The sequence below is a fragment of the Salinimicrobium aquimaris genome, assembly GCF_035607535.1.
GTDB lineage: Bacteria > Bacteroidota > Bacteroidia > Flavobacteriales > Flavobacteriaceae > Salinimicrobium.
The window spans coordinates 169,194-190,112 of record NZ_JAYDZX010000001.1; the positions used below are offsets into that span (position 1 = coordinate 169,194).

Genomic DNA, 20,919 nt, shown 5'->3' on the forward strand with positions numbered 1-20,919 from the left:
CAGAGTTTATTGTGTGAGTTCAGAATTGAAGATTAGTAATTCCACTCCCAATTAGCCGGACTACCCAATGATGCGCAGTATGACGAAGCCCCGGAGGGGCGAAATATGGGTAGTAAAAATGGACCATGATTTTAAAAGCCCTGTAGGGGCGAAATATGGGTAGTAAATATGCACCGAGAATACATTACGTCTCAAGTCTCCCGTCTCAAATCTAAAGTCTCAGATCTATTCCACCTTCACAACAGTTCCCCGCTGCTTCTGGCTTTCTCCTACTAACCCGTATTCAAAAGTATAAGTATTTCCTTGGGTAGTAAGGATCTTGATGTGAATAGGTTTTTCTTCGGCGCGATTTTTAGGATTTAAATTGGAGATCAGGTATTCACAATCATTGATCCACCGCACAGAAGAAGTATCTGTCTTTCCTCGAAAAAAATCAATCTCGATACTGTCATTCCGAATAAAGCGACTCTTTACCAGTTCTCCCTCCAGGTAAGATTCAAATTCAAATATACCGGTCCTAAAATCTTCACAGTTGCGTTCGGGCTGATAACAGGAGCTTAGAGAGCCAAAAAGGGCTAATCCGAAGAAAATTCTTTTCATGTCCCAAATTTAAATCTTTTTTACTGCCTATTGATTCTCATAAGCATCAAAACTTCCATCTGTATAAAGGATGATCACTTTTTTGATCTTTTTTGAAGAAGTAGAGGCAGATTTTTCCTCTACAGGTAAAGCGGTAGAGGCAGAGAACAGGTCTTCAACAGGACGTTGTTTGACTGGTTCTTTAGACTCGGGTTGAGGCCTTTCGCCGGTCTTCTTCGGAAAATCTCCCTTCCCGTTTAGTAACCAATAGAGTTCCACTTCCGGAAAAGCCTTAACAATCTTCATCACAAAATCCAGACTGGGCTTATTTCTACCAGACAAAAGATGGGAGATAGAGGAGCGGCCGACCTCAATTTTATCGGCAAAGGAGGCAGCGGAAAGATCATAATATTCCATGATCTTGTTGAGTCTAATTGTAAATTCTTCCACGTTTACCATTGTAAACAGAATTGTAAAATTGGTTTGTTTACAAAAGTAACATTAATAAAATTATCCTGCAATACTCTTGTATAAAGTCTTAATTTGATTTAATTAACTATTTAAGTATACTTAGCTAAAAGACTCAAAAACAGTTATTTGAATGTTTTAATGCAGTTATAAGGAATATTTCCCAATCAGGTATTTACAGGGTTGACGAGAGTGTTTACATTAATACACCAGGTCAGACGGATTATGTGTTTACGAATGTAAATTTTGGAATATTTACTTTTGTAAACATGGAAAGTGTTGAAGAATTTTTACAGACCTATAATAAAATTAAAGCAACAGAGATTCATGGCAGGTATTTAGAATACTCTGCCTTAGAAGAAGCTTTGCAGGGAATAGAAGATCATTTTCAAATCAAGGAAGCGGGATCTTCCTTTCTCAATATTCCAATAAAGACCATAAAGGTCGGTAAGGGATCTAAAAAGATCCTTGCCTGGTCTCAAATGCATGGAAACGAAACTACCACTACAAAAGGAGTCCTCGATCTCCTTCACTTATTCATAAAGCATAAGGCAGATGATACGGTTAAGGAGATCCTCCAACAATGCACTGTTTTGATCATGCCTATGCTTAACCCGGATGGAGCAGCAAGATACACGAGGGAAAACGTCAATAAAGTGGATCTCAACAGGGATGCCTGTGACTTAAAGGAGCCTGAAAGTAAGGTGCTCCGCAAGGTGTTTGAAGAATTTAAACCGGATTTCTGCTTCAATCTGCACGATCAACGTACCTTATTTGGTGCAGGAGATACAAATTTACCTGCTACGCTCTCATTTTTGGCTCCTTCTATGGATGAAGCCCGAACTATCACTCCTGTGCGGATACAGGCAATGAAGATCATTAGTGCAATGAATGCCGCTTTACAGGAGGTAATTCCCGGGCAGGTGGGGAGATTTGATGATAGCTTTAATATCAATTGTACCGGCGACTTTTTCCAGGCCCGCGAGGTTCCCACCATACTTTTTGAATGCGGACACTTCCAACAGGACTATTTAAGGGAGGAGACCCGCAGGTACTTTACTTTATCTATTTTTACTGCTTTTAGAAGTATAGCTTCAGGCAAATTTCAGCAGGAAGATGAGCAAGAATACTTCAGTATACCTCAAAATAAAAAGAACTTCAGAGATGTAATCCTAAGAAATGCAGTTTTGGAGGGTTCTACGGTGGACATTGCGCTGCAGTACCTGGAAAAAATGAAAGCTGGGGAGGTCCATTTCCTTCCGCAAGTGGGGGAGATAGGGGCAAATTTAAGTTTGTTCGGACACTATGAAATCGACTGTAAAGAACAGGAGGTGACAAAGGAAGATGGAACCAGCCTTATCGAAAACGATATAGTAGAGGGAATTCTGTTAAATAAAGAGAAGTTATTAATAAAACCGCCTTATCTTCCATGAATATTGTTTATAATCTAATTATTTTGTATTAATTTTGTACTTCGTTTAAAACAATGAGAATCTACAAAAGATAAGATATGGCAAAGTTTAGATTAGATGAAACAGATCACCAGATCCTCAATATGTTGATCGACAACACACGCACCCCATTCACCGATATAGCCAAAAAGTTGAACATATCGGCTGGTACTGTGCATGTTAGGGTGAAAAAAATGGAAGAAGCGGGGATTATACTTGGTTCTTCCCTTACTCTTAACTATGAGAAATTGGGTTATGCTTTTATTGCATACGTAGGTATTTTCCTTCAGAACACCTCTCAAACCAAATTTGTTCTGGAGCGTATCAACGAAATTCCGTTTGTAACTGTTGCACACGTCACTACCGGGAAATTCAATGTTTTCTGCAAGATCAGGGCCCGCGATACGCAGCATGCAAAAGAGATCATCTTCAAACTTGATGATATAGACGGGGTTTACCGTACCGAAACTATGATCTCACTTGAGGAAAGTATCAATGATAAGAAAAGGCTCATGCATTCGATTTTTGAGAATCTGTAGGCTTAGCTAACTTTATATTGAAGCCCTTTAAACATCTGGTTTAAAGGGCTTTTTTATTAATGGAAAACTTCCTACCTTTTCCTTATGAACTTAATAAAACGGAAGTTGCTCTCCTTCTGGAAGCTGATAAAGCTGTCCTATTTTAGCTGGAACAGGAATGAACCCTGGGCCCGTAGTGCAACAATAGCCTATTATGCCCTTTTTTCACTGCCATCCCTCCTCATCATAGTGGTAACGGTGGCGGGATATGTTTGGGGACGGGAAGCTGTACAAGGGAGGATCACGCAGCAAATAGAAGACTTTATTGGTGTAGAGGCTGCACAGGCCATTGAAGGGATGATCGCCAATGCTGCACTCGATCAAACTTCCACCTGGGCTGTCATTTTCGGATTTGCCTTTTTGATCTTTGGTGCTACCGGAGTCTTTTTCCAGTTAAAGGCCGCCATGAACAATATCTGGAATATTGCTGTAAAAAAGAATACTGTAAAAAGGATCGTTATCAACAGGATCATTTCACTTGGAATGGTATTCGTACTGGGCTTACTGCTTTTGATTTCCCTCGTAATTTCGGCTATTATTAAGGCCGTAAAAGATTACGTCGCGTCCATAGAGCCTGTAATTTCAGTTTTTGTCCTGGAAATACTCAATTTCGCTCTTTCTTTTACTATTATAACATCCCTCTTCGCTGCTATTTTCAAATGGCTTCCCGATGTTAAACTGAATTGGAAAACTACCTACCTCGGTGCCATGCTAACCACCTGCCTCTTTCTTTTAGCTGAATATCTCATCGGGTTTTACTTTGGGCAGAGCAATCCGGGTTCCATTTATGGAGGAGCTTCTTCGGTGGTGCTTATTCTGCTATGGGTTTACTATACCTGTCTTATTGTATTCTTTGGGGCAGAATTCACGGTGCAGTATGCTCTTCACAAAAAGGAAAAAGTAGAACCTAACGAATATGCCGAACCTGCTATTTACCAGGAACTGGAGCGCCTGGAAGAGAAAAGAGGACAGTTAATTGATGAAAAGAGGATCCTGGATACCCTGCAATCCCACAAGGATGAGGAGCAAGAGGCGCGCAGGAAAAAGGAAAAATCTGAAAAGAATTCTTCTTAATAAAGTTTAACCTTCCCCACGCTATTTTTATAGGCTTCTTAATAGAGAAAGAGCTATGTGGTGGTTATCTTCAACTGAACTATTGTCGAACAAAAAATTGATGAAATGAGTAAGAAGGTAGCCATTTTGGCAACAAATGGATTTGAAGAAATAGAACTAACCTCTCCCAAAGAGGCAATGGAAGACGAGGGATTTGAAGTCCATATCATAAGTCCGGAGAAAGATAAAATAAAGGCCTGGGACAAAACCGACTGGTCCAAAGAGTACAAGGTGGACAAAACGGTGAGTGAGGTAAGTGCAGGTGAATATGACGCGCTAATGCTACCAGGAGGAGTAATGAATCCAGATCATCTTAGAACCAGCGAGGAAGCCCTTAAGTTTGTGCGGGATTTCTTTGAGCAAAAGAAACCTGTGGCGGCAATTTGCCATGCACCCTGGACGCTGATTAGTGCAGGGGTTGTAAAAGGCAGAACCATGACCTCCTATAATTCCATGAAAGATGATGTGAAAAATGCAGGAGCAAACTGGGTGGACGAAGAAGTAGTGGTAGATGAAGGGTTTGTCACCAGTAGGAATCCCGATGACCTCCCTGCTTTTAACGCCAAATTGATCGAGGAGATCAAAGAAGGAAAGCACCGGGAACAACATGCATAATGTGCAGGTATAAGTTCAAAGAAAAAGCCGCTTAATCGATTTTAAGCGGCTTTTTCATATTTAAGTCTTTACTTAATCTTCGTCTTCTTCTATCTCGTCTGAAGTTTCTGCTTCATCTATGTCTTCTTCTACCTCCTCGTTCTTTTCCGGAAGATCTACAATAGGTTCGTTAAAATCTGCATCATCATAATCCTCTTCATCGTAGTTGGCCATGGAATTTTCAAGTCTTGTACTCACTTTGACCAGGTAGATACTGTCTTCTGTTCTTACCTCAACAGCCTCAACAGTCTCATTTTTTGCATTTTTGAAAGAAATGATCTGATCATCATCATAACCGTCGGGATATTTCTCAACCAATAGCCCCAGGATCTCGGGCGTAAGCTTTTTGTAATCAACAATAACTCTTTTCATAAGTAATTTTTTGGTCCTCCATCTAAGCGAAAATAACGATTCATTCTTCCGCCGCCGTTAAAATAAATAAAAAATTTAATCTCAATTAGTTAGTTCAAATTTTCGCTCTCCGGTTGATCAAGATAATATTCGAATGCATCCAGGATGAGCCTGTTCGATACCTCCCGATCAATGACCGGTTCTCCAATTTTCCGCAAAAGAACAAAATTTATCTTTCCTCCCTCATTTTTTTTATCAAATTTCAACAGGTCGATTATTTTTTCCTGATCTTCCCTGGAAAACCCTGTGTTGCCATACATGGAATGTATAGTTTCCTTTATTTCATCGCTCTTTTCCTTTGGAAATCCTTCCAGTTCAGAAGACAGATATGCTGCCAGTACCATCCCCACAGCTACTGCTTCTCCATGTAGCAGCTTTTTACTGCCTTTGGTTTCCAGAAAATAAGATTCTATGGCATGTCCAAGGGTGTGGCCAAAATTGAGGCTTTTACGCAGCCCTTTTTCATATGGATCCTGCTCAACAATATTTTCTTTAATATTCATAGATTCCTTTATCAAACCTTCGAGATCCGTCAGGTTCAGGTCCTTTAAGGAGTTGAGTCGCCTCCAGTAATCTTCATCAGCGATAAGGCCGTGTTTAAGCATTTCGGCGAGCCCGCTGCGCATTTCGGCGGCAGGCAGGGTGTTGAGAAAGCCAAGGTCGGCCACCACCATTTCGGGTTTTTTTATGACTCCAATCTGGTTTTTAAGAGCTCCAAGGTTAACTCCGTTCTTGCCCCCAAGTGCGGCATCGACCATAGCCAGAAGGGTAGTAGGGAAGTGAACGCAGCTAATTCCTCTTTTAAAAGCTGCTGCGACAAAACCTCCCAGGTCTGTAACCACACCACCTCCAAGATTGACAAGAAGGCTTCTTCTATCTCCTCCCATTTCAGACAAAACCTCCCACAGGGAATTGCAGGTTTCCAGGGTTTTATATTCTTCTCCTGCGTCTATTTCAAGTACCTCAATTTCGGTTGTTGTTTCCAGCTTTGGAAGAAAAGACGAAAGGCAGTGAAGATGGGTATTGCTGTCTACCAGCACGAAAATTTTAGTGAACCTTTCCCGGTTCAAAAACTGGTTGAATTCTTGATATCCCGGATCGTTGAAATAAACAGGGGATTCAGTAGAAGCTTTGCTCATGAGATGATGAAAAAAAGTGCATGTTAAGTGCCCGAAAATAAGGAGAAAATTCCTAACAATCCCCGCCCATTAATTATCTTTGTGTACCCTAATTTTTTGAAATGATTACAGAAAAAATTTTCAATGATACTGAAACAGCTTTTAGGCTAAAATCTGATTCAGAGTTAAACCGGGCCATCTTTCTTTTCGAGATGATAGACCGTCCGCTTCTGGTCAAGGCGGGAACAACTATGACCAATCTTGCCCTCAAGGTAAATCTCCCTGTAGAGGGACTCATCAAAAAGACCATATTTAACCAGTTCTGTGGTGGAGTGACCGAAAAAGATTGTCTTCCTACTATAGAAAAGATGTATTCCAAGAACCTGCACAGCATTCTTGATTATTCTGTTGAGGGAAAAGAGAAGGAGAGCGAATTTGAAAAGGCTATTGAGCGTAAAACAAATATTGTAAAGTTCATTTCAAAAAGAAAGGAATTGCCGTTTGCCGTTTTCAAACCTACGGGAATAGGGCGCTTTGAGCTTTGGCAAAAGGTTTCTGCCAACGCCAGCCTTTCCCTTGAAGAAGAAGAAGAGTGGCAAAGGGTGAAGAACAGGGTCAACAGGATCTGCGAGGAGGCGTATAAGCAGGGGGTCAGGTTGCTGGCCGATGCCGAAGAAAGCTGGATGCAGGATGCCGCCGATATTCTTATGGAAGAAATGATGTTCAAATACAACCGGGAACGGGCGGTGATCTTTAATACCTTACAATGTTACCGGTGGGACAGGATGCAGTATTTAAAAGACCTCCACAGCCGGGCTAAGGATCAGGGATTCATAGTGGGAGCAAAGATTGTGCGTGGAGCCTACCTGGAGAAGGAAAATGAAAGAGCTGCAAAAATGGGTTATTTATCTCCCATCTGTGAGAACAAAGAAGCTACAGACGTTAATTACAACGGAGTGCTTACGTACTGTCTTGCTCATATAGAGGATATTTCCGTTTTCGTGGGAACTCATAATGAAATGAGTAATTACCTGGCTTTACAGGTGATGGAAGATAAGGGAATTGCTATAGATGATGACAGGGTGTGGTTTTCCCAGCTTTTTGGAATGAGTGAGCATATTAGCTATAATCTTGCTGAAGCAGGTTATAATGTGGCTAAGCTTGTTCCATTTGGACCTGTAAAGGAAGTAGTTCCTTACCTCATTAGAAGGGCAGAAGAAAATACTTCAGTAAAAGGACAAACCGGAAGAGAATTGGCTTTGCTATATGAAGAGCGAAAGAGACGTGCAGGAGAAATAACCAAGAGCAACCGGGAGAGTGAACTGGTTAGCTAGATTCATTTATTTCAGGATAATGGGCTGGAAGTTCTACGGGAGCTGGCCCGCCGGATTGAAAAAAGCAATGGTGATCGTTGTGCCTCATACCAGCTGGCACGACTTTTATCTCGGGCTCCTGGTGAGGAGGATCCTGGGAGTAGACATAAAATTTGTTGCCAAAAAAGAACTTTTTAAGCCTCCTTTTGGCTGGTACTTCAAGTGGATGGGAGGAACGGCCTTAGATCGAACTCCGGGTCAAAATAAGGTAGAGGCGATAGCTTCTATTTTTGATCAAAAAGATGAATTCCGGTTAGCCATTGCACCCGAAGGTACAAGAAAGAAAGTATCCGAATGGAAAACCGGCTTCTATTACATAGCAAGATCGGCTAATGTTCCTATAGTCATGATCGCATTCGATTTTGGAAGAAAGCGGGTTAAGATCTCTAAGCCTCTCTGGACGACAGACGACAAGGAGCAGGATTTTCTTAAGATCAGGGAATTCTATAAAGAGGTAACAGGAAAGGTTGCCCATTACACATAAAAAAAGCTGCCTTTACCGGCAGCTTTTTTACTTTTTAATAAAAAGATCAATATCTATATACAGCATTTACCATGGTCTCCTTGTTAGGCATAAATTCCTTCTCTACCAGGTAAACCTTTCCATTTTGTTCGATCACCTTTATTGCTGCCAAATTCATTAAGGAGACACTTCCATTTCTTCTTTCCTCATGAACATCTACAGAAGCCATGTTCTCATTGTAATCTCCCCAAATATCCTCCCGGTTCTGAAGGAATAAGGTGTCGACTTTTCCCTCGTGTATGGCCGGAATTATTTCTGAAATACTTGAAGAGGTACGGGAAGGATTTAGATCATTGAATTGCTGCATTTTCTCTTCCTTTTCCTTCTTAAAATACGGCTCCAGGGTTTTTAGGGCCGAGTCATGCAGGCTGAACATATCTTCATATGCTTCGGGATTGCCGGGAACAGATTGCGAATAAAGGTTCTTATATCGGCTGGCCTCCTGGTAAATTGGGAAGAAAGAATCTTCACAGGCCACAATTAACGGCACTTTCTCATTGTGAAGTACTTCATATACCGCTTTATCCACAGCCCTGAAATAGCGTAAGATCTCATTGTTCCTGTCTCTGGTGGCAGGTTCATATCCGTGTACTGTAGAAGTACCGGTAGTAGTGTTTTGCGTCTTTGCTTTTCGACCTCTTTCTTCATAATCGTAACCTACACGATCTTCTATCTGGGAAGGAGCGATATCATCTATTTTTACCTCTCCAATTGAAAACTGAGTGGCTTCAAACAGTTTTACCTTGTCCAGCTGAAGGGATAGTAAAAAGAATCTGCCATCACCATTGAACATGGGCACCAGTGGCTTTAGATAAAAATGGTCGGCTACATAGGTAAAAGCTTCGAAGTACACGGGAAGGGTGTACTGCCTGTAAAATCCGTCAGCAAGAAAAAGGGCAAGGCCGTCACTTTGATGTCGCCAAAAATCCCGGTCATCCAGGAGATCACTTACCGGTTTTCCTATTTTCTCTATTTTTTCCTGGGGAAATCCTAATTTCTTGAGCTCTTCACCGGCTTTCTTCCATTGACTCTTGAGATTGATCTTATCTTTTTCCTCAAGAACGTCCTTTCCGGCCCTTTGGGTAGGGATAAAGATTGAAACGCAGGGATTACTGTCAAATTTTGCTAAGTCCTGAAATTGTTCTTTTGTCAAAATTGGCATGATCTGTCTGTTTTAATGGAAAGAACTTCTCTGACTAGAAAAGTTTTTTTTCCTGATTTATACTTCCTAGTTAAGATACTAAGATGACAAAAAAGCCACAGGGCTGCCGGTCATAATTTTTCCTTAATTACTGCGGAAAATGCCGTTAATATTCTGCTAAGAAATCACCACCATACGACAAAGAAGCGCTCGTGGTTTCCTGCCGGAGTCTTCATCCAGATGAGCGGAGCAAACCTTTTCTTTAAAAGGAGCTGAAGTTCTTCTTCAATGATCTGAAAAGGTTTCCAGACTTCATTCACCCGGGGATCTACAGGCCAGTAGAACTTGCCGGGAATGAAAAACAGGTTTTCACCATAAGCTTCAGGAGTAATTTCCTGTGCTTTGATCCAGTAACCGGTAAGAGTTTCGGGATTGATCTGTTTTGGCACATGTTCCTTCATGAACAGAGGAGGAAAAACCGCGGCTTTGAAACAGATTTTTTGAACTACATCTTCAGCATGGAGCTCCAGCGAATTCAAGAGTTCCTTTGTGGCGGGATGAAATAACAACGGAAATTGCCTTTTTTGAAGCCGCTCCAGTTTTCGGTTTAAGCTATCCCTTTTATTAGGACCAATAAAATGATCTAGTTCTGAAGTGCCTGATTCGGGATCAAAAAGATAGAATTTGAAGATCATTTCTACATGGGAAACGATTTCTGAAGCAGGATCCCGGAGCAGAAAATCAATTTCCCCCACGGTATTTTTACCCTCGATGATCTGCTCGTTCCGGACCAGGATCTCATCCGGCGTAAAGTTGATGACATACTGGGCAAAGAAATCCTCCATTCTTTTTCCCAGGACTTTAGCAGGAGGATCTATAGGTTCAAAGTCAAAAGCCTTTGAGCAGTATTCAAATGTGTTAAATGAAGGGTATCCAAAAATGCCATCTTGAGCAAAGATTTGTGACGTACTTAAAAATCCTTTGAACTGATCTTTTACTGAAATTGTCATTTACTTGTCATCCTCTTTGCTGATAAGGAAAGCAAAGGGCTTTAAAGGAGCAACATGAGCAAAGACTATTTTAAACATTGCCAGGATAGGAATAGCAAGGATCATTCCCATGATCCCCCAAATCGTACTGCCAAGGATCACGACCAGGATCACGAAAAATGGATGCAGGTCTACCTGGTCTCCCACCACATAGGGTTCCAGGACATAGCTTTCCACAAACTGGGCAACAGTGAAGGTAAGGACAATACCCACCAGGACTGTTGCATCCCCTGTGGTGAGGTAGCCAAAGATCATGGCCAGTCCAAAGCCAATGATATTTCCTATGTACGGAACCAAACTTAAAACCGCTGAAATTATACTCACTAGGATAAAATTGTCAACCCCCGAAATTCCGAGGCCAATTGCGTAAAGAATAGCCAGAAGTCCTATCAGGATGAGTTTTCCTATCAGGTATTTTTGAGTGACTTTAGCCGAATCGACAATGACCTCCTTTACCTCATTTCGCTTTGAATCGGGGAATAGCCGGAGAATGAATTCTTTAAATCTGTTCCTATAGTTGAGGATAAAGAAGATATAGATAAAGGTGAGGAGATAATCTCCAAAAAAGCCAAAAGCACGGTTAAGGAAAGTAGCTGCCTTCTGGCCGGGATTGGAACTTGAACCCATAAAAGGAATAGAAGAACCTTGATTGGACTGTTCAAGATCTGCAGGATCCAAGGGAGTGTGTTCAAGTAAAAACACCTTTACGTTCTCTATCTTTGGCTGCATGGTTTTTTTAATATCCTGCCAATCGTCCACAACCCGCTTCACCTGCATAGACACCAGCGCTAAAAATCCAATGGAAACCAGGAGGATGATGATGGTGTTGATAAGCGATGATGCAGTGCGATTGAGAAATGATTTTTCCATTATTCGGGCCAGGGGCATCATGAGCAAAGCCAGAATAAAAGCAGTAACCAGGGGGATTAGAAATCCACTGGCGTGTAGCAATCCATCAAATAAAAAGTACACAGCGAGTATACTTAGGGTGCTAAAAATGAGAATTTGCTTTCCTTTGGTGGTAAGAGATCTTTCCATATTAGTGAAGATACAAAAGTGGAAGCCAAAATTTTCTAAGTAAAAGTTAAAGAGCAGGAGGTGTATGTGCTTGCCTACTCCTAATAATCAAGTAAATTTGATATAAAATATTCCTGTGCGCCAAAGATTTTATTATCTCATCAAGATACAGTACCTGGGTTATCGTCTTCACGGCTGGCAAAGACAACCGGGGCTTAAGACTGTTGAAGGCCTGGTAAAGAAGACCTTGAGATTTGTTCTTCCCGAGGTCAAATTCAAAATTCTGGGAGCAAGCAGGACCGATGCAATGGTCTCGGCTCATGAAGCTGCTTTCGAACTTTTTATCGATCATCAACCTCTGGAAAATATGGCCGATTTCCTGGTGTTATTCAATAGGAACCTTCCGCCGGATATCAGAGCGCTCAGCATTAAAGAAACAGATGCCTCCTTTAATATTATTCAGCATCCAAAACTCAAGGAATATCTGTACCTCTTTGCCTTCGGAAAGAAAACTCATCCTTTTGCCGCTCCCTTAATGGCTACTTTTCATGAAAAGCTGGACATAGATCTAATGAAAGAGGGAGCAAAGCTGTTTGAAGGAAAGCACTCTTTTCACAACTACTGCACCAAGCCTACAGAACACACTGTCCTGGATAGAGAGATAGAGAAATGCGAGATTATCCTGAATAAAGAGATCACCGCGAGCTTCTTTCCCGAAAGATCTTATATCCTCCGGGTCGTGGGAGCTGGTTTTTTAAGGAACCAGATAAGATTAATGATGGGCAGCCTTGTGCTTTTAGGAAATGGAGAGAAAACTTTGGAAGAGTTGAAGGCGAGTCTTGACAAAAAGGTTACTTCCCCTGCTACCTTCATCGCTCCCGGCAGCGGATTGATCCTGAACAAAGTGGATTTTAAATAAATGAAAAGAACATTAGGTGGGAAATTTGAAGCACCAAATTTTAAATTCCAAATTCCAGATTTTAAGTACCAAGCACCAAGCACCAAAATCTACAAACCAAATTCCAAGCGCCAAATTCCAAGTAATAAGCACCAAGCACCAAAAACCAAAAACCAAAAACCAAGCACCAAATTCCAATTCCAAATCTTAGGCAACAAATTTCAAGCTCCAAATTGCAGGCTTTAGATAAAATTTAATTCTAACTATGGAATTCTCTGTCCACTGACCACCGACCACCAACCACTGACCACCAACCACTGACCACTGACCACTGACCACTGACCACTGATCACTGATCACTGATCACTGCTCACTACCGACACCTTATCCTTCTTTTTCGAGAATCGTCAATCCTACACGAATGGTAGGGTAATCCATGGCTTCCTGGAAATGTTCAAAATAAGGTTTTAAAGTATCGGGGTAGTCCAGTACCTTCCTGGCTTTTTTGAGTGCAGCCAAATCCTCTGGAGTTATGAATTTTTTCAAGTCGACATCTTCACCCGAATCATAAAGCTTTGCCAGGTGTGAAAAGATAGTAGTAGCAGCGAGTTGTCTTTCTGTGGCTATTTCCTCAATGCTCATACCTTCTTTATACAACCTGAAAGTTTCTTTATAGGTGTTTCCTTTTTTTCTGGATTTCTTCTCCCGTTTTTCCTTACTGTGTGCAATGATTTCCTTTATAAAACGGTAACCGTATTTTTGCATTTTTTGACGCCCCACACCATTGACCATCATAAACTCCTCATCGGTCATGGGACGTTCTTTTTCCATTTCCTTTAGGGTGGCATCATTAAAAATGAGGTATGCAGGTATGTCTTCGTCCCTCGAAAGCTCAAGCCTTAGTTTTCTTAACCTCTCAAAAAGGGTGTTTTCTGAAGCTTTTTCAGAAGCGCCGGTTTCCTTTTTAAGATCGCTCTGGGTAACATGGGCCAGTGAGACCTTTTCTTTTTCAAAAAGCACATTTTTGGCAAGGCTGGTAAGCAACAGCTTGTTTTGATCGTGAAAGGCAATCTCAATGTATCCCTGATTGATCAACTGGATCAAATACTGCTGCCAGTCCCTCCAGGATACATCCTGAGCAATTCCATAGGTAGACAGCCTTTGATATCCTTTTTCCAGTACCTGTGCGTTTTGGGCTCCTCTCAACACATCAATGACCATGGAAATTGGCTCTTGCTCTTTGAGACGGTAAATTGTAGAAAGAGCTTTTTGTGCCAGGATAGTGCCGTCAAAGAACTCAGGTGGATTTTTGCATACATCGCAATTTCCGCAGTCCTGCAGGACCAGTTCCCCAAAGTAGCTTAGCAGGATCCTTCGGCGGCAACTAAGGGCTTCAGCATATTGTTTCATGCGTTCCAGCTTCGCCAATTGCACATCGGCATTTCCGGAGCCTTCAGCAAACTTCTGGAGCTGCACTACATCGGCATAACTGTGAAACAAAAGGGTGGAAGAGGGAAGCCCGTCACGACCCGCCCGTCCTATCTCCTGATAGTATCCTTCCAGGTTCTTGGGCATATTGTAATGGATGACCCAGCGCACGTTGGATTTATCGATCCCCATTCCAAATGCAATGGTGGCACAGATGATCTCGTTGCGATCATTGATGAACTGTTCCTGGATCTCAATGCGATCGCTATGGGAGAGTCCGGCGTGATAGGCTTCAGCATTAAATCCCTTTGCTTTAAGCTTGGCAGCCAGTTCCTCGGTATTTTTACGGCTAAGGCAGTAGATAATTCCGCTTTCACCTTTTCTTCCTTTTAAAAATGCCAGAATCTGCTCAAATTTTTTATTTCCTGGGCGCACATCCAGGCTCAGATTCTTGCGGTCAAAAGAGGAGATATGCCTTTGCGCAGCGGGAATATTGAGCTGGTCACAGATGTCCTTCTGGGTCGCCTTATCGGCAGTGGCGGTAAGTGCGATCATCGGAGTTTCCGGATGCCGGTTCTTAAGGTAGCCCAGCTGCGTATAGGCAGGCCTGAAGTCATGGCCCCAACTGGAAATACAGTGAGCTTCATCAATAGCAATGAGACTGATATTGCCTGCGAAAAAAACAGCATCTATATACTGAAGGCTTTCGGGAGCAACATACAGCAATTTGATCTCATTGTTTTTGATCTTTCCGAAGATCTCCTGCTGTTCCTTTTCCTGCTGACTACTATTCAGGAAAGCGGCCGAAATACCATTGGCCCTTAAACCATCGACCTGGTCTTTCATCAAGGCGATAAGCGGAGAGATCACGATGGTGATACCCGGAAGCAGGAGGGCAGGCAGCTGAAAACACAATGATTTCCCACCGCCCGTGGGCATGATCACCAGATTGTCATTCCCTTCAAAAACAGAGGAAATGATCTGCCTTTGCAGCGGTCTAAAGCTGTCATACCCAAAATATTCTTTTAACGTCCCCAGTAATTGCTCCTCCTGTACCATGTTACAAAGAAAACTAATCGTACCCAAAGCTCAATAAGAATAACCTGTTAAAAACCCATTTTAGAGAGGCGACTTCAGCTAAAGGAAAATTCTTACTTTTAGAAAAACTTTTTCCATGGTCAAGAGAACCCGTTACCTTTTAAAAAGGCCAAAATCGACAAAGGCATTACACCAGGCCCCCGGGACTGTGACCTATGTGGGACGCAAGGAACAAGTGGAAACTGTCCTTGAAGTTATTGATTATAACGCCGAAGCTTTTGAAAGGTTCGTCTCCAAGACTCCTGAAGACGCTTTTAAATTCGAGGAAGAAGATCGCACCACCTGGATCAATATTGACGGGTTGAGCAATACAGCCGAGATTGAGAAGATTGGAAAATATTACGATCTGCACCCGCTTATCATTGAAGATATAGTAAACACAAATCAGCGACCCAAGATCGATGAATACAGCGATTACTTTTTTATAGTAGCAAAAATGCTTTATTACCGGGAGGATGGCAGGCTTGAAAATGAGCATATAAGTATGGTGCTGGGAAAGAATTACGTAATAACATTCCAGGAAGCGGGGGGTGATGTCTTTGACGGCGTAAGGGAGCGGCTTTCCAAAGCAAAGGGTCGTATAAGAAGCAGGGGAGCAGACTACCTTGTTTTTGCCCTTTTGGACGCCATAGTAGACAATTATTTCGTGGTGGTTGAGGAGATGAGCGACAAGATAGAAGCCATGGAAGAACGGGTTTTTGACCCTCAACCCAATGATGATATCACCCTGGAGATCCAGGAGCTGAAGCGAACAATGTTAAGAATTAGAAGAGCGGTGAATCCTTTGCGGGAAGTAGTGAGCAGGCTTGAAAAGATGGACCACGAGCTCATACAGGAGCAAACCATCAATTACCTGAAAGACCTGTACGATCACATGCTTCAGGTTTCAGAAAATATCGAGATCTACAGGGAGATGACCTGGGGGCTCATGGATATGTACATGACCAGTATTAGCAATAAGATGAATGAGGTCATGAAAGTACTAACCATTATGGCTTCCATTTTTATTCCGCTGACTTTCCTTGCCGGGATCTACGGGATGAACTTCGAGTACATGCCCGAGCTTCATTTTAAATTCAGCTATCCTATACTTCTGGTAATTATGTCGGTCCTTATTGTTGGAATGCTGATCTACTTTAGGCGAAAGCGCTGGCTTTAATTCCTGAGCCAGAATTTATCATCCCAATCATCGGGGTTAGGGGTGATGACTTCTTCTTCCTTGTGGGAGATCTGTTGAAGCTTTTCTTCTGAAGTTGTCTCCTGAAGTTCAGAAAACAGTTCTCTTTCCTCAAATCTTATATGGCGGTTAAGCTCTTTTTCGATTGAGCTGAAATTTTCTTCACTAGCTTCCCCTTGAAAAAGAGATTCCAGTCGGTGATGCTCTTTTAATGCTCTTAAGGTTAACGGATGCTCATTTCCTAAAAGCGGAAATATTTCTTTCTCCTCAAAATTGAAGTGGGGCCTTAGCTGGGAAGAAAAAAAGAAATCGGTATAAGATTTTATCCTTTCGTGTTCAACGCCTTTTTTAAGCCCCTCCCTTATCTTCCAGCAAAGAAGAAGGCCTTGGTGATGCTCCCTGCTTAAAGGTTGAAGTGCTTTATGTCTTTTTAGAGGTTTTGTCATGATCTTTGGCTTGGCGGCAAAGCTAAAAATACCTTTCGGTTAAACCTATGATACCGGTCATGTTTCTTTAGATGATGTTAATGTAAATCAACAATTTATCTTTTTTTTAATAACAAATATCCTGATTATCCTGCGAAGCTTTATAATTTTAGAAGAAAGCATTAATTCTTCAAATTTAAATCGGCATCTATGAAAATAGGCTTTCACGCTTCCCATGAACAATTTACTCCGCGACACCTTTTAGAGCTGGTACAAAGAGCTGAAGATGCAGGATTTGAGGCCGTCTTATCGTCAGATCATTTTCATCCCTGGAGTGATAAACAGGGAGAGAGCGGCTTTGCCTGGAGCTGGCTTGGTGCTGCTATGCAGGCCACGAGCCTGGAATACGGGATTGTCAACGCTCCCGGTCAAAGATATCATCCGGCTATCATCGCGCAGGCTGTAGCTACCCTGGATCAAATGTTCCCAAAAAGATTTTTTCTGTGTTCGGGTAGTGGACAGTTGTTGAATGAGAACATTACCGGTGAAAAATGGCCCGCAAAAAGGGACAGGAATACCAGGCTGCAGGAATCTGTAGAAGTGATGCGGCGACTATGGCAGGAAGAAGATTATCTCAACCACAAAGGCACGTTCACCGTAGAACGGGCTAAATTGTTTACCAAGCCCACTCATATTCCCACTGTCTTTGGTGCTGCCATTACTCCAAAAACTGCGGCCTGGCTGTCTTCCTGGGCCGATGGAATGATCACTATCTCAAAGCCTTTAGATGACCTTAAAAAAATGGTGGAAGCCTTTAGAGGAGCAGATGGGGCAAACAAACCTATGGCCCTTAAGGTTCAGGTATCCTATGCCAGAACCCCCGAAGCAGCTTTGGAACAAGCCTGGGAACAATGGAAGAACAACATATTCCCAAGTAAGTTGATCGCCGACATAGACAGTCCCGAAAAGTTTGATGCCCTGGGAATGAATACAAGAAAAGAAGACCTTCAAAAACATGTGATCATTGGAAGTGACGCAGATACCTTTATCAAAAAGATCAGGGAATTTGAAGCCCTGGGATTTGAAAAGATCATCATACATAACGTGAACAAGCAACAGGAAAGTTTTATAGACTTTTTTGGAAAAGAAGTACTTCCAAATCTTAAGCAGAGCTAATTAACACTTATGAACAAGTACTGGTATAAAAACGCGATCATCTATTCTCTCGACGTGGAGACTTTCAGGGATTCGAACGGGGACGGCACAGGTGATTTTAAAGGATTGAAGAATGCACTTCCATATCTTTCAAGTTTGGGCGTAACCTGCCTCTGGCTCCTGCCTATTTTCGAAACCCCCAACCGGGACAATGGTTATGACGTCAAAGATTACTACAAGATCGACCCTCGACTGGGAGACCTTGGTCATTTTGCACAATTGATAGATGCTGCTCAGGAAGAGGGAATCCGGGTAATTATTGACCTGGCCGTGAACCATACTTCCACAGAACATTTCTGGTTTCAGGAATCAAGAAAAAGTAAGGACTCTAAATACAGGGATTACTACATCTGGGTAGATGAAAAACCTAAAGATGCCGAAAAGAATATGATGGCAGAGGATGGAGAAGACAGCTCCAGCTGGAAATATGATCGTACTGCCAAAGCTTACTATTTCCATTCTTTTTACGCGCATCAACCCGATCTCAATATTTCTAATCCTCAGGTGCAGGAAGAAATTTTCAGGATCATGCATTTCTGGTTAAAACTGGGGGTTTCAGGATTCAGAATTGATGCGGCGCCCCATATGTTCAAGGAAAGAGGGAGAATGGATTTTGATGGCGATCCTCACCAGATCTTCCGGAACTTCAGGGAATTTGTAGAGACACAAAAACCGGATGCCATTCTTCTTGCTGAAGTTGATCTCGATCCCAATCAATACAACAAGTTCCTTGGAAATGAAGACCAGATGCATATGCTCTTCAATTTCTATGTCAATAATTTCATGTACCTGGCTTTTGCGAGAGAGGAGGCGACTCCTTTAGCCCGGGCACTCCAAAGAATGCCCGAAGAAATTACCGAAAAGGAACAACTGGCTACTTTTCTCCGCAATCACGACGAGCTCAACCTGGACAAATTGAGCAGAAATGAAAGGGAAGAGGTATTCAAAGCTTTTGCGCCTGAAGAGAACATGCGCATTTTTGGCCGCGGAATTAGAAGGAGGCTTGCTTCCATTCTAGGGAACGATCGCAGAAAAATGGAACTGGCCCACAGCCTTCTGTTTACTTTGCCGGGGACTCCCGTGCTAAGATACGGAGAAGAAATAGGCATGGGAGAAGACCTTAGCATGGAAGGCCGCTCTAGCGTTCGCACCGTAATGCAATGGGCGAACGACAAGAATGGCGGATTTTCAACTGCGCCGCAGGATAAGCTTATCAGAAATGTAATTTCCGGAGGGGATTATGGTTACGAAAAAGTCAACGTAAGCGATCAACTTAGAGATCCCGATTCATTTCTTACCTGGATCTCTAAAGCTATAGACTATCGCAAGGAATTCCCTGAATATGGTTGGGGCCGAAATCAGATCATTGACACCGGAAATCCTCATGTGCTGGGTCACTTCACAAAATCTGCAAAAGGAATGGGCGTGGCTTTTCACAACTTTTCCGGCAAGGAGATCACCGTCGAACTTGAAATGAAAGAAGAAGATCTAAAAGACCTCGTAGACGTATTCGGAAATATTAGGTACGAAAAATTTGATCCTGAAAAGCCTAAAGTAAGGTTAACTCCTTACGGGTATAGATGGATGCACAAAAAACATAATTTCCTATGATGTACAAAGATTACCTGTGGTGGCACAAAGGAGTAGTATACCAGATCTATCCACGGTCTTACAAGGATAGCGATGGAGACGGCATAGGGGATCTTCGTGGGGTAATTGAAAAACTGGATTATATAAAAGACCTGGGCATAGATGCGGTGTGGATCTCACCGATCTATCCTTCCCCCATGGCCGACTTTGGTTATGATGTTAGTGATTATACCGGCATTCACCCAATGTTTGGAGATATGAAGGACTTTGATGAGTTGCTTAAAGAAGTTCATCAAAGGGGAATGAAACTTATTCTTGATCTGGTGCCTAATCACTCTTCAGATCAACATCCCTGGTTCCTGGAATCCAAAAGCTCAAAAGACAATCCGAAAAGGGACTGGTACATATGGAAAGATCCGGGTCCCAATGGTGCCCCACCAAATAACTGGCTGAGTGTTTTTGGAGGTTCGGGTTGGGAGTTCGATGAGAAAACCGGACAGTATTATTATCACGCCTTCTTAAAAGAACAGCCGGATCTCAACTGGAGAAATCCGGAGGTACAGGATGCAATGTTTGAGGTGATGAGGTTCTGGCTTGAAAAAGGAGTAGATGGGTTTAGAGTTGATGTGATGTGGCACATGATCAAAGATGAACAGCTAAGGAACGATCCGCCAAACCCCGATTATCATGAAGAAATGAACTCCTACAGTAAATTGATCCCGGCTTATTCCACAGATCAGGATGAGGTACATGATATCGTACAAAAGATGCGCAGGGTCATTGATGATTATGATGAGAGATTGCTTATAGGAGAGATCTACCTGCCTATAAGTAAGCTCGTTCGTTATTACGGCGAAGATAACAGAGGGGCTCATTTACCTTTTAATTTTCAGCTGTTACAATTGCCTTGGAATGCGCCGAGAATAAAAGCGGCTATAAGTGAATATGAAGGTGCTTTACCCGAGTTTGGATGGCCAAACTGGGTGCTTGGTAACCACGACAATTCCCGCATTGCCAGCAGGGTAGGAAAGGAGCAGGCAAGGAATGCAGCCATGCTGCTTTTGACCCTACGTGGTACTCCTACTGTTTATTACGGAGATGAGCTGGGAATGGAAGATGTAGATATTCCGCCAGATAAAATAAAGGATCCACAGGCTCTCAATGAGCCGGGAGTGGGCCGTAGCCGTGATCCCGAACGTACTCCTATGCAGTGGAATGCCAACAAAAATGCGGGTTTCACTGAAGGAGAGCCCTGGCTTCCACTCATGGATAACTATAGAGATCTCAATGTAGAGCAGCAATGGAATGAAAAAGGATCAATGCTCGACCTTCACCGAAGATTATTGTCTATACGAGCTAAAGAACCGGCTTTACATGTCGGCAACTACACCCCGGTATCGTCGGAAGGAGATCTCCTGGCATACCTCAGAACATTTGAGGAAACCAGCTTCCTTATCGTGCTAAATCTGGGCAATTCCGAAGAATACTTTGATCCGGAAATGGAGTGGGAAGGAACTGTTGAGCTATCCAGTAATGGGACAATGGATGGGCAGGAGCTAAAGAACAAAAGGACAGTAGCCGCAAATCAAGGGTTATTGATAAAACTGAAATAA

At 42.4% G+C, this 20,919-nt stretch carries 21 protein-coding genes; 12 read left to right on the forward strand and 9 right to left on the reverse strand.

The window, feature by feature from the left end:
- Positions 1–225: 225 nt before the first annotated feature.
- Together VR862_RS00755 and VR862_RS00760 are read right to left on the reverse strand one after the other, a co-directional pair.
- Complete coding sequence (locus VR862_RS00755) at positions 226–600, reverse strand: DNA topoisomerase IV (RefSeq protein ID WP_324719022.1); 375 nt, start codon at positions 598–600, stop codon at positions 226–228.
- A 27-nt stretch (positions 601–627) separates the two neighbouring features.
- A complete protein-coding gene (locus VR862_RS00760; RefSeq protein WP_324719023.1) occupies positions 628–1,038 on the reverse strand; it encodes a helix-turn-helix domain-containing protein in 411 nt (136 codons plus the stop codon).
- Between the two features lie 278 nt (positions 1,039–1,316).
- Between VR862_RS00760 and VR862_RS00765 the strand changes: the two genes are divergently transcribed.
- The 4 genes from VR862_RS00765 (at position 1,317) to VR862_RS00780 (ending at position 4,804) form a co-directional block, all read left to right on the forward strand.
- On the forward strand, positions 1,317–2,480 hold the full coding sequence (locus VR862_RS00765; protein ID WP_324719024.1) for a M14 family zinc carboxypeptidase: 1,164 nt from the start codon (positions 1,317–1,319) through the stop codon (positions 2,478–2,480).
- Between the two features lie 77 nt (positions 2,481–2,557).
- A complete protein-coding gene (locus tag VR862_RS00770) occupies positions 2,558–3,037 on the forward strand; it encodes an Lrp/AsnC family transcriptional regulator (protein WP_324719025.1) in 480 nt (159 codons plus the stop codon).
- 84 nt (positions 3,038–3,121) lie between these two features.
- Positions 3,122–4,150 (forward strand): YihY/virulence factor BrkB family protein, encoded by a 1,029-nt coding sequence (locus VR862_RS00775; protein WP_324719026.1) that lies wholly within the window; start codon positions 3,122–3,124, stop codon positions 4,148–4,150.
- Between the two features lie 105 nt (positions 4,151–4,255).
- Complete coding sequence (locus VR862_RS00780; RefSeq protein WP_324719027.1) at positions 4,256–4,804, forward strand: type 1 glutamine amidotransferase domain-containing protein; 549 nt, start codon at positions 4,256–4,258, stop codon at positions 4,802–4,804.
- 72 nt (positions 4,805–4,876) lie between these two features.
- On the opposite strand, the gene VR862_RS00785 is transcribed toward VR862_RS00780, so the two are convergent.
- Both VR862_RS00785 and aroB read right to left on the reverse strand, forming a co-directional pair.
- A complete protein-coding gene (locus VR862_RS00785) occupies positions 4,877–5,215 on the reverse strand; it encodes a hypothetical protein (RefSeq protein WP_324719028.1) in 339 nt (112 codons plus the stop codon).
- An 89-nt stretch (positions 5,216–5,304) separates the two neighbouring features.
- Complete coding sequence (gene aroB, locus VR862_RS00790; protein ID WP_324719029.1) at positions 5,305–6,393, reverse strand: 3-dehydroquinate synthase; 1,089 nt, start codon at positions 6,391–6,393, stop codon at positions 5,305–5,307.
- Between the two features lie 101 nt (positions 6,394–6,494).
- On the opposite strand from aroB, the gene VR862_RS00795 reads away from it, so the two are divergent.
- Both VR862_RS00795 and VR862_RS00800 read left to right on the forward strand, forming a co-directional pair.
- Positions 6,495–7,706 carry a proline dehydrogenase family protein gene (locus VR862_RS00795; RefSeq protein WP_324719030.1) on the forward strand — a complete coding sequence of 404 codons (1,212 nt, stop codon included), beginning with the start codon at positions 6,495–6,497 and terminating at the stop codon, positions 7,704–7,706.
- The gene (locus VR862_RS00800) at positions 7,690–8,229 is read left to right on the forward strand and encodes a 1-acyl-sn-glycerol-3-phosphate acyltransferase (RefSeq protein ID WP_324719031.1); all 540 of its coding nucleotides are present in this window, start codon (positions 7,690–7,692) and stop codon (positions 8,227–8,229) included. The genes VR862_RS00795 and VR862_RS00800 overlap by 17 nt, the downstream gene beginning before the upstream one ends.
- 46 nt (positions 8,230–8,275) lie before the next feature.
- Here VR862_RS00800 and VR862_RS00805 read toward each other — a convergent pair whose 3' ends face one another.
- The 3 genes from VR862_RS00805 to VR862_RS00815 all read right to left on the reverse strand — a co-directional run bounded on the left by VR862_RS00805 (position 8,276) and on the right by VR862_RS00815 (position 11,496).
- Positions 8,276–9,430 (reverse strand): baeRF3 domain-containing protein, encoded by a 1,155-nt coding sequence (locus VR862_RS00805; RefSeq protein WP_324719032.1) that lies wholly within the window; start codon positions 9,428–9,430, stop codon positions 8,276–8,278.
- 164 nt (positions 9,431–9,594) lie between these two features.
- Entirely contained in the window at positions 9,595–10,419 is an 825-nt protein-coding gene (locus tag VR862_RS00810) for a DUF1853 family protein (protein ID WP_324719033.1), read from the reverse strand.
- Entirely contained in the window at positions 10,420–11,496 is a 1,077-nt protein-coding gene (locus VR862_RS00815) for an AI-2E family transporter (RefSeq protein ID WP_324719034.1), read from the reverse strand. It lies immediately after the preceding gene.
- Positions 11,497–11,611: 115 nt separating this feature from the next.
- Between VR862_RS00815 and VR862_RS00820 the strand changes: the two genes are divergently transcribed.
- Both VR862_RS00820 and VR862_RS00825 read left to right on the forward strand, forming a co-directional pair.
- Positions 11,612–12,394, forward strand: a complete 783-nt coding sequence (locus VR862_RS00820) for a tRNA pseudouridine synthase A (RefSeq protein WP_324719035.1) — start codon at positions 11,612–11,614, stop codon at positions 12,392–12,394.
- Positions 12,395–12,619, forward strand: coding sequence for a hypothetical protein (locus VR862_RS00825; RefSeq protein ID WP_324719037.1), 225 nt, complete (start codon positions 12,395–12,397; stop codon positions 12,617–12,619).
- Between the two features lie 138 nt (positions 12,620–12,757).
- Here the strand turns inward: VR862_RS00825 and recQ are convergent, their stop codons facing one another.
- Entirely contained in the window at positions 12,758–14,860 is a 2,103-nt protein-coding gene (recQ, locus tag VR862_RS00830) for a DNA helicase RecQ (protein WP_324719038.1), read from the reverse strand.
- A 115-nt stretch (positions 14,861–14,975) separates the two neighbouring features.
- On the opposite strand from recQ, the gene corA reads away from it, so the two are divergent.
- Positions 14,976–16,058, forward strand: a complete 1,083-nt coding sequence (gene corA / locus VR862_RS00835; protein WP_324719039.1) for a magnesium/cobalt transporter CorA — start codon at positions 14,976–14,978, stop codon at positions 16,056–16,058.
- On the opposite strand, the gene VR862_RS00840 is transcribed toward corA, so the two are convergent.
- A complete protein-coding gene (locus tag VR862_RS00840) occupies positions 16,055–16,522 on the reverse strand; it encodes a hemerythrin domain-containing protein (protein ID WP_324719040.1) in 468 nt (155 codons plus the stop codon). The genes corA and VR862_RS00840 overlap by 4 nt on opposite strands.
- A gap of 189 nt (positions 16,523–16,711) precedes the next feature.
- On the opposite strand from VR862_RS00840, the gene VR862_RS00845 reads away from it, so the two are divergent.
- The 3 genes from VR862_RS00845 to VR862_RS00855 are packed head-to-tail and all read left to right on the forward strand — an operon-like array spanning position 16,712 to position 20,919.
- Positions 16,712–17,677: a TIGR03885 family FMN-dependent LLM class oxidoreductase gene (locus VR862_RS00845; protein WP_324719041.1), complete on the forward strand. Its 966-nt coding sequence runs from the start codon at positions 16,712–16,714 to the stop codon at positions 17,675–17,677.
- Positions 17,678–17,686: 9 nt separating this feature from the next.
- Positions 17,687–19,327 carry an alpha-amylase family protein gene (locus VR862_RS00850; protein ID WP_324719042.1) on the forward strand — a complete coding sequence of 547 codons (1,641 nt, stop codon included), beginning with the start codon at positions 17,687–17,689 and terminating at the stop codon, positions 19,325–19,327.
- Entirely contained in the window at positions 19,324–20,919 is a 1,596-nt protein-coding gene (locus VR862_RS00855; protein ID WP_324719043.1) for an alpha-amylase family glycosyl hydrolase, read from the forward strand. The genes VR862_RS00850 and VR862_RS00855 overlap by 4 nt, the downstream gene beginning before the upstream one ends.

Bases quoted from the DNA above. Each gene is read 5' to 3' on its own strand.
- VR862_RS00780 (WP_324719027.1), top strand. From the start codon at position 4,256: ATGAGTAAGAAGGTAGCCATTTTGGCAACAAATGGATTTGAAGAAATA.
- VR862_RS00845 (WP_324719041.1), top strand. From the start codon at position 16,712: ATGAAAATAGGCTTTCACGCTTCCCATGAACAATTTACTCCGCGACAC.
- aroB (WP_324719029.1), bottom strand. From the start codon at position 6,393: ATGAGCAAAGCTTCTACTGAATCCCCTGTTTATTTCAACGATCCGGGA.
- VR862_RS00785 (WP_324719028.1), bottom strand. From the start codon at position 5,215: ATGAAAAGAGTTATTGTTGATTACAAAAAGCTTACGCCCGAGATCCTG.
- VR862_RS00825 (WP_324719037.1), top strand. From the start codon at position 12,395: ATGAAAAGAACATTAGGTGGGAAATTTGAAGCACCAAATTTTAAATTC.
- VR862_RS00765 (WP_324719024.1), top strand. From the start codon at position 1,317: ATGGAAAGTGTTGAAGAATTTTTACAGACCTATAATAAAATTAAAGCA.
- VR862_RS00855 (WP_324719043.1), top strand. From the start codon at position 19,324: ATGATGTACAAAGATTACCTGTGGTGGCACAAAGGAGTAGTATACCAG.
- VR862_RS00795 (WP_324719030.1), top strand. From the start codon at position 6,495: ATGATTACAGAAAAAATTTTCAATGATACTGAAACAGCTTTTAGGCTA.
- VR862_RS00840 (WP_324719040.1), bottom strand. From the start codon at position 16,522: ATGACAAAACCTCTAAAAAGACATAAAGCACTTCAACCTTTAAGCAGG.
- recQ (WP_324719038.1), bottom strand. From the start codon at position 14,860: ATGGTACAGGAGGAGCAATTACTGGGGACGTTAAAAGAATATTTTGGG.
- VR862_RS00850 (WP_324719042.1), top strand. From the start codon at position 17,687: ATGAACAAGTACTGGTATAAAAACGCGATCATCTATTCTCTCGACGTG.
- VR862_RS00815 (WP_324719034.1), bottom strand. From the start codon at position 11,496: ATGGAAAGATCTCTTACCACCAAAGGAAAGCAAATTCTCATTTTTAGC.
- VR862_RS00760 (WP_324719023.1), bottom strand. From the start codon at position 1,038: ATGGTAAACGTGGAAGAATTTACAATTAGACTCAACAAGATCATGGAA.
- VR862_RS00810 (WP_324719033.1), bottom strand. From the start codon at position 10,419: ATGACAATTTCAGTAAAAGATCAGTTCAAAGGATTTTTAAGTACGTCA.
- VR862_RS00755 (WP_324719022.1), bottom strand. From the start codon at position 600: ATGAAAAGAATTTTCTTCGGATTAGCCCTTTTTGGCTCTCTAAGCTCC.
- VR862_RS00805 (WP_324719032.1), bottom strand. From the start codon at position 9,430: ATGCCAATTTTGACAAAAGAACAATTTCAGGACTTAGCAAAATTTGAC.
- VR862_RS00770 (WP_324719025.1), top strand. From the start codon at position 2,558: ATGGCAAAGTTTAGATTAGATGAAACAGATCACCAGATCCTCAATATG.
- VR862_RS00775 (WP_324719026.1), top strand. From the start codon at position 3,122: ATGAACTTAATAAAACGGAAGTTGCTCTCCTTCTGGAAGCTGATAAAG.
- corA (WP_324719039.1), top strand. From the start codon at position 14,976: ATGGTCAAGAGAACCCGTTACCTTTTAAAAAGGCCAAAATCGACAAAG.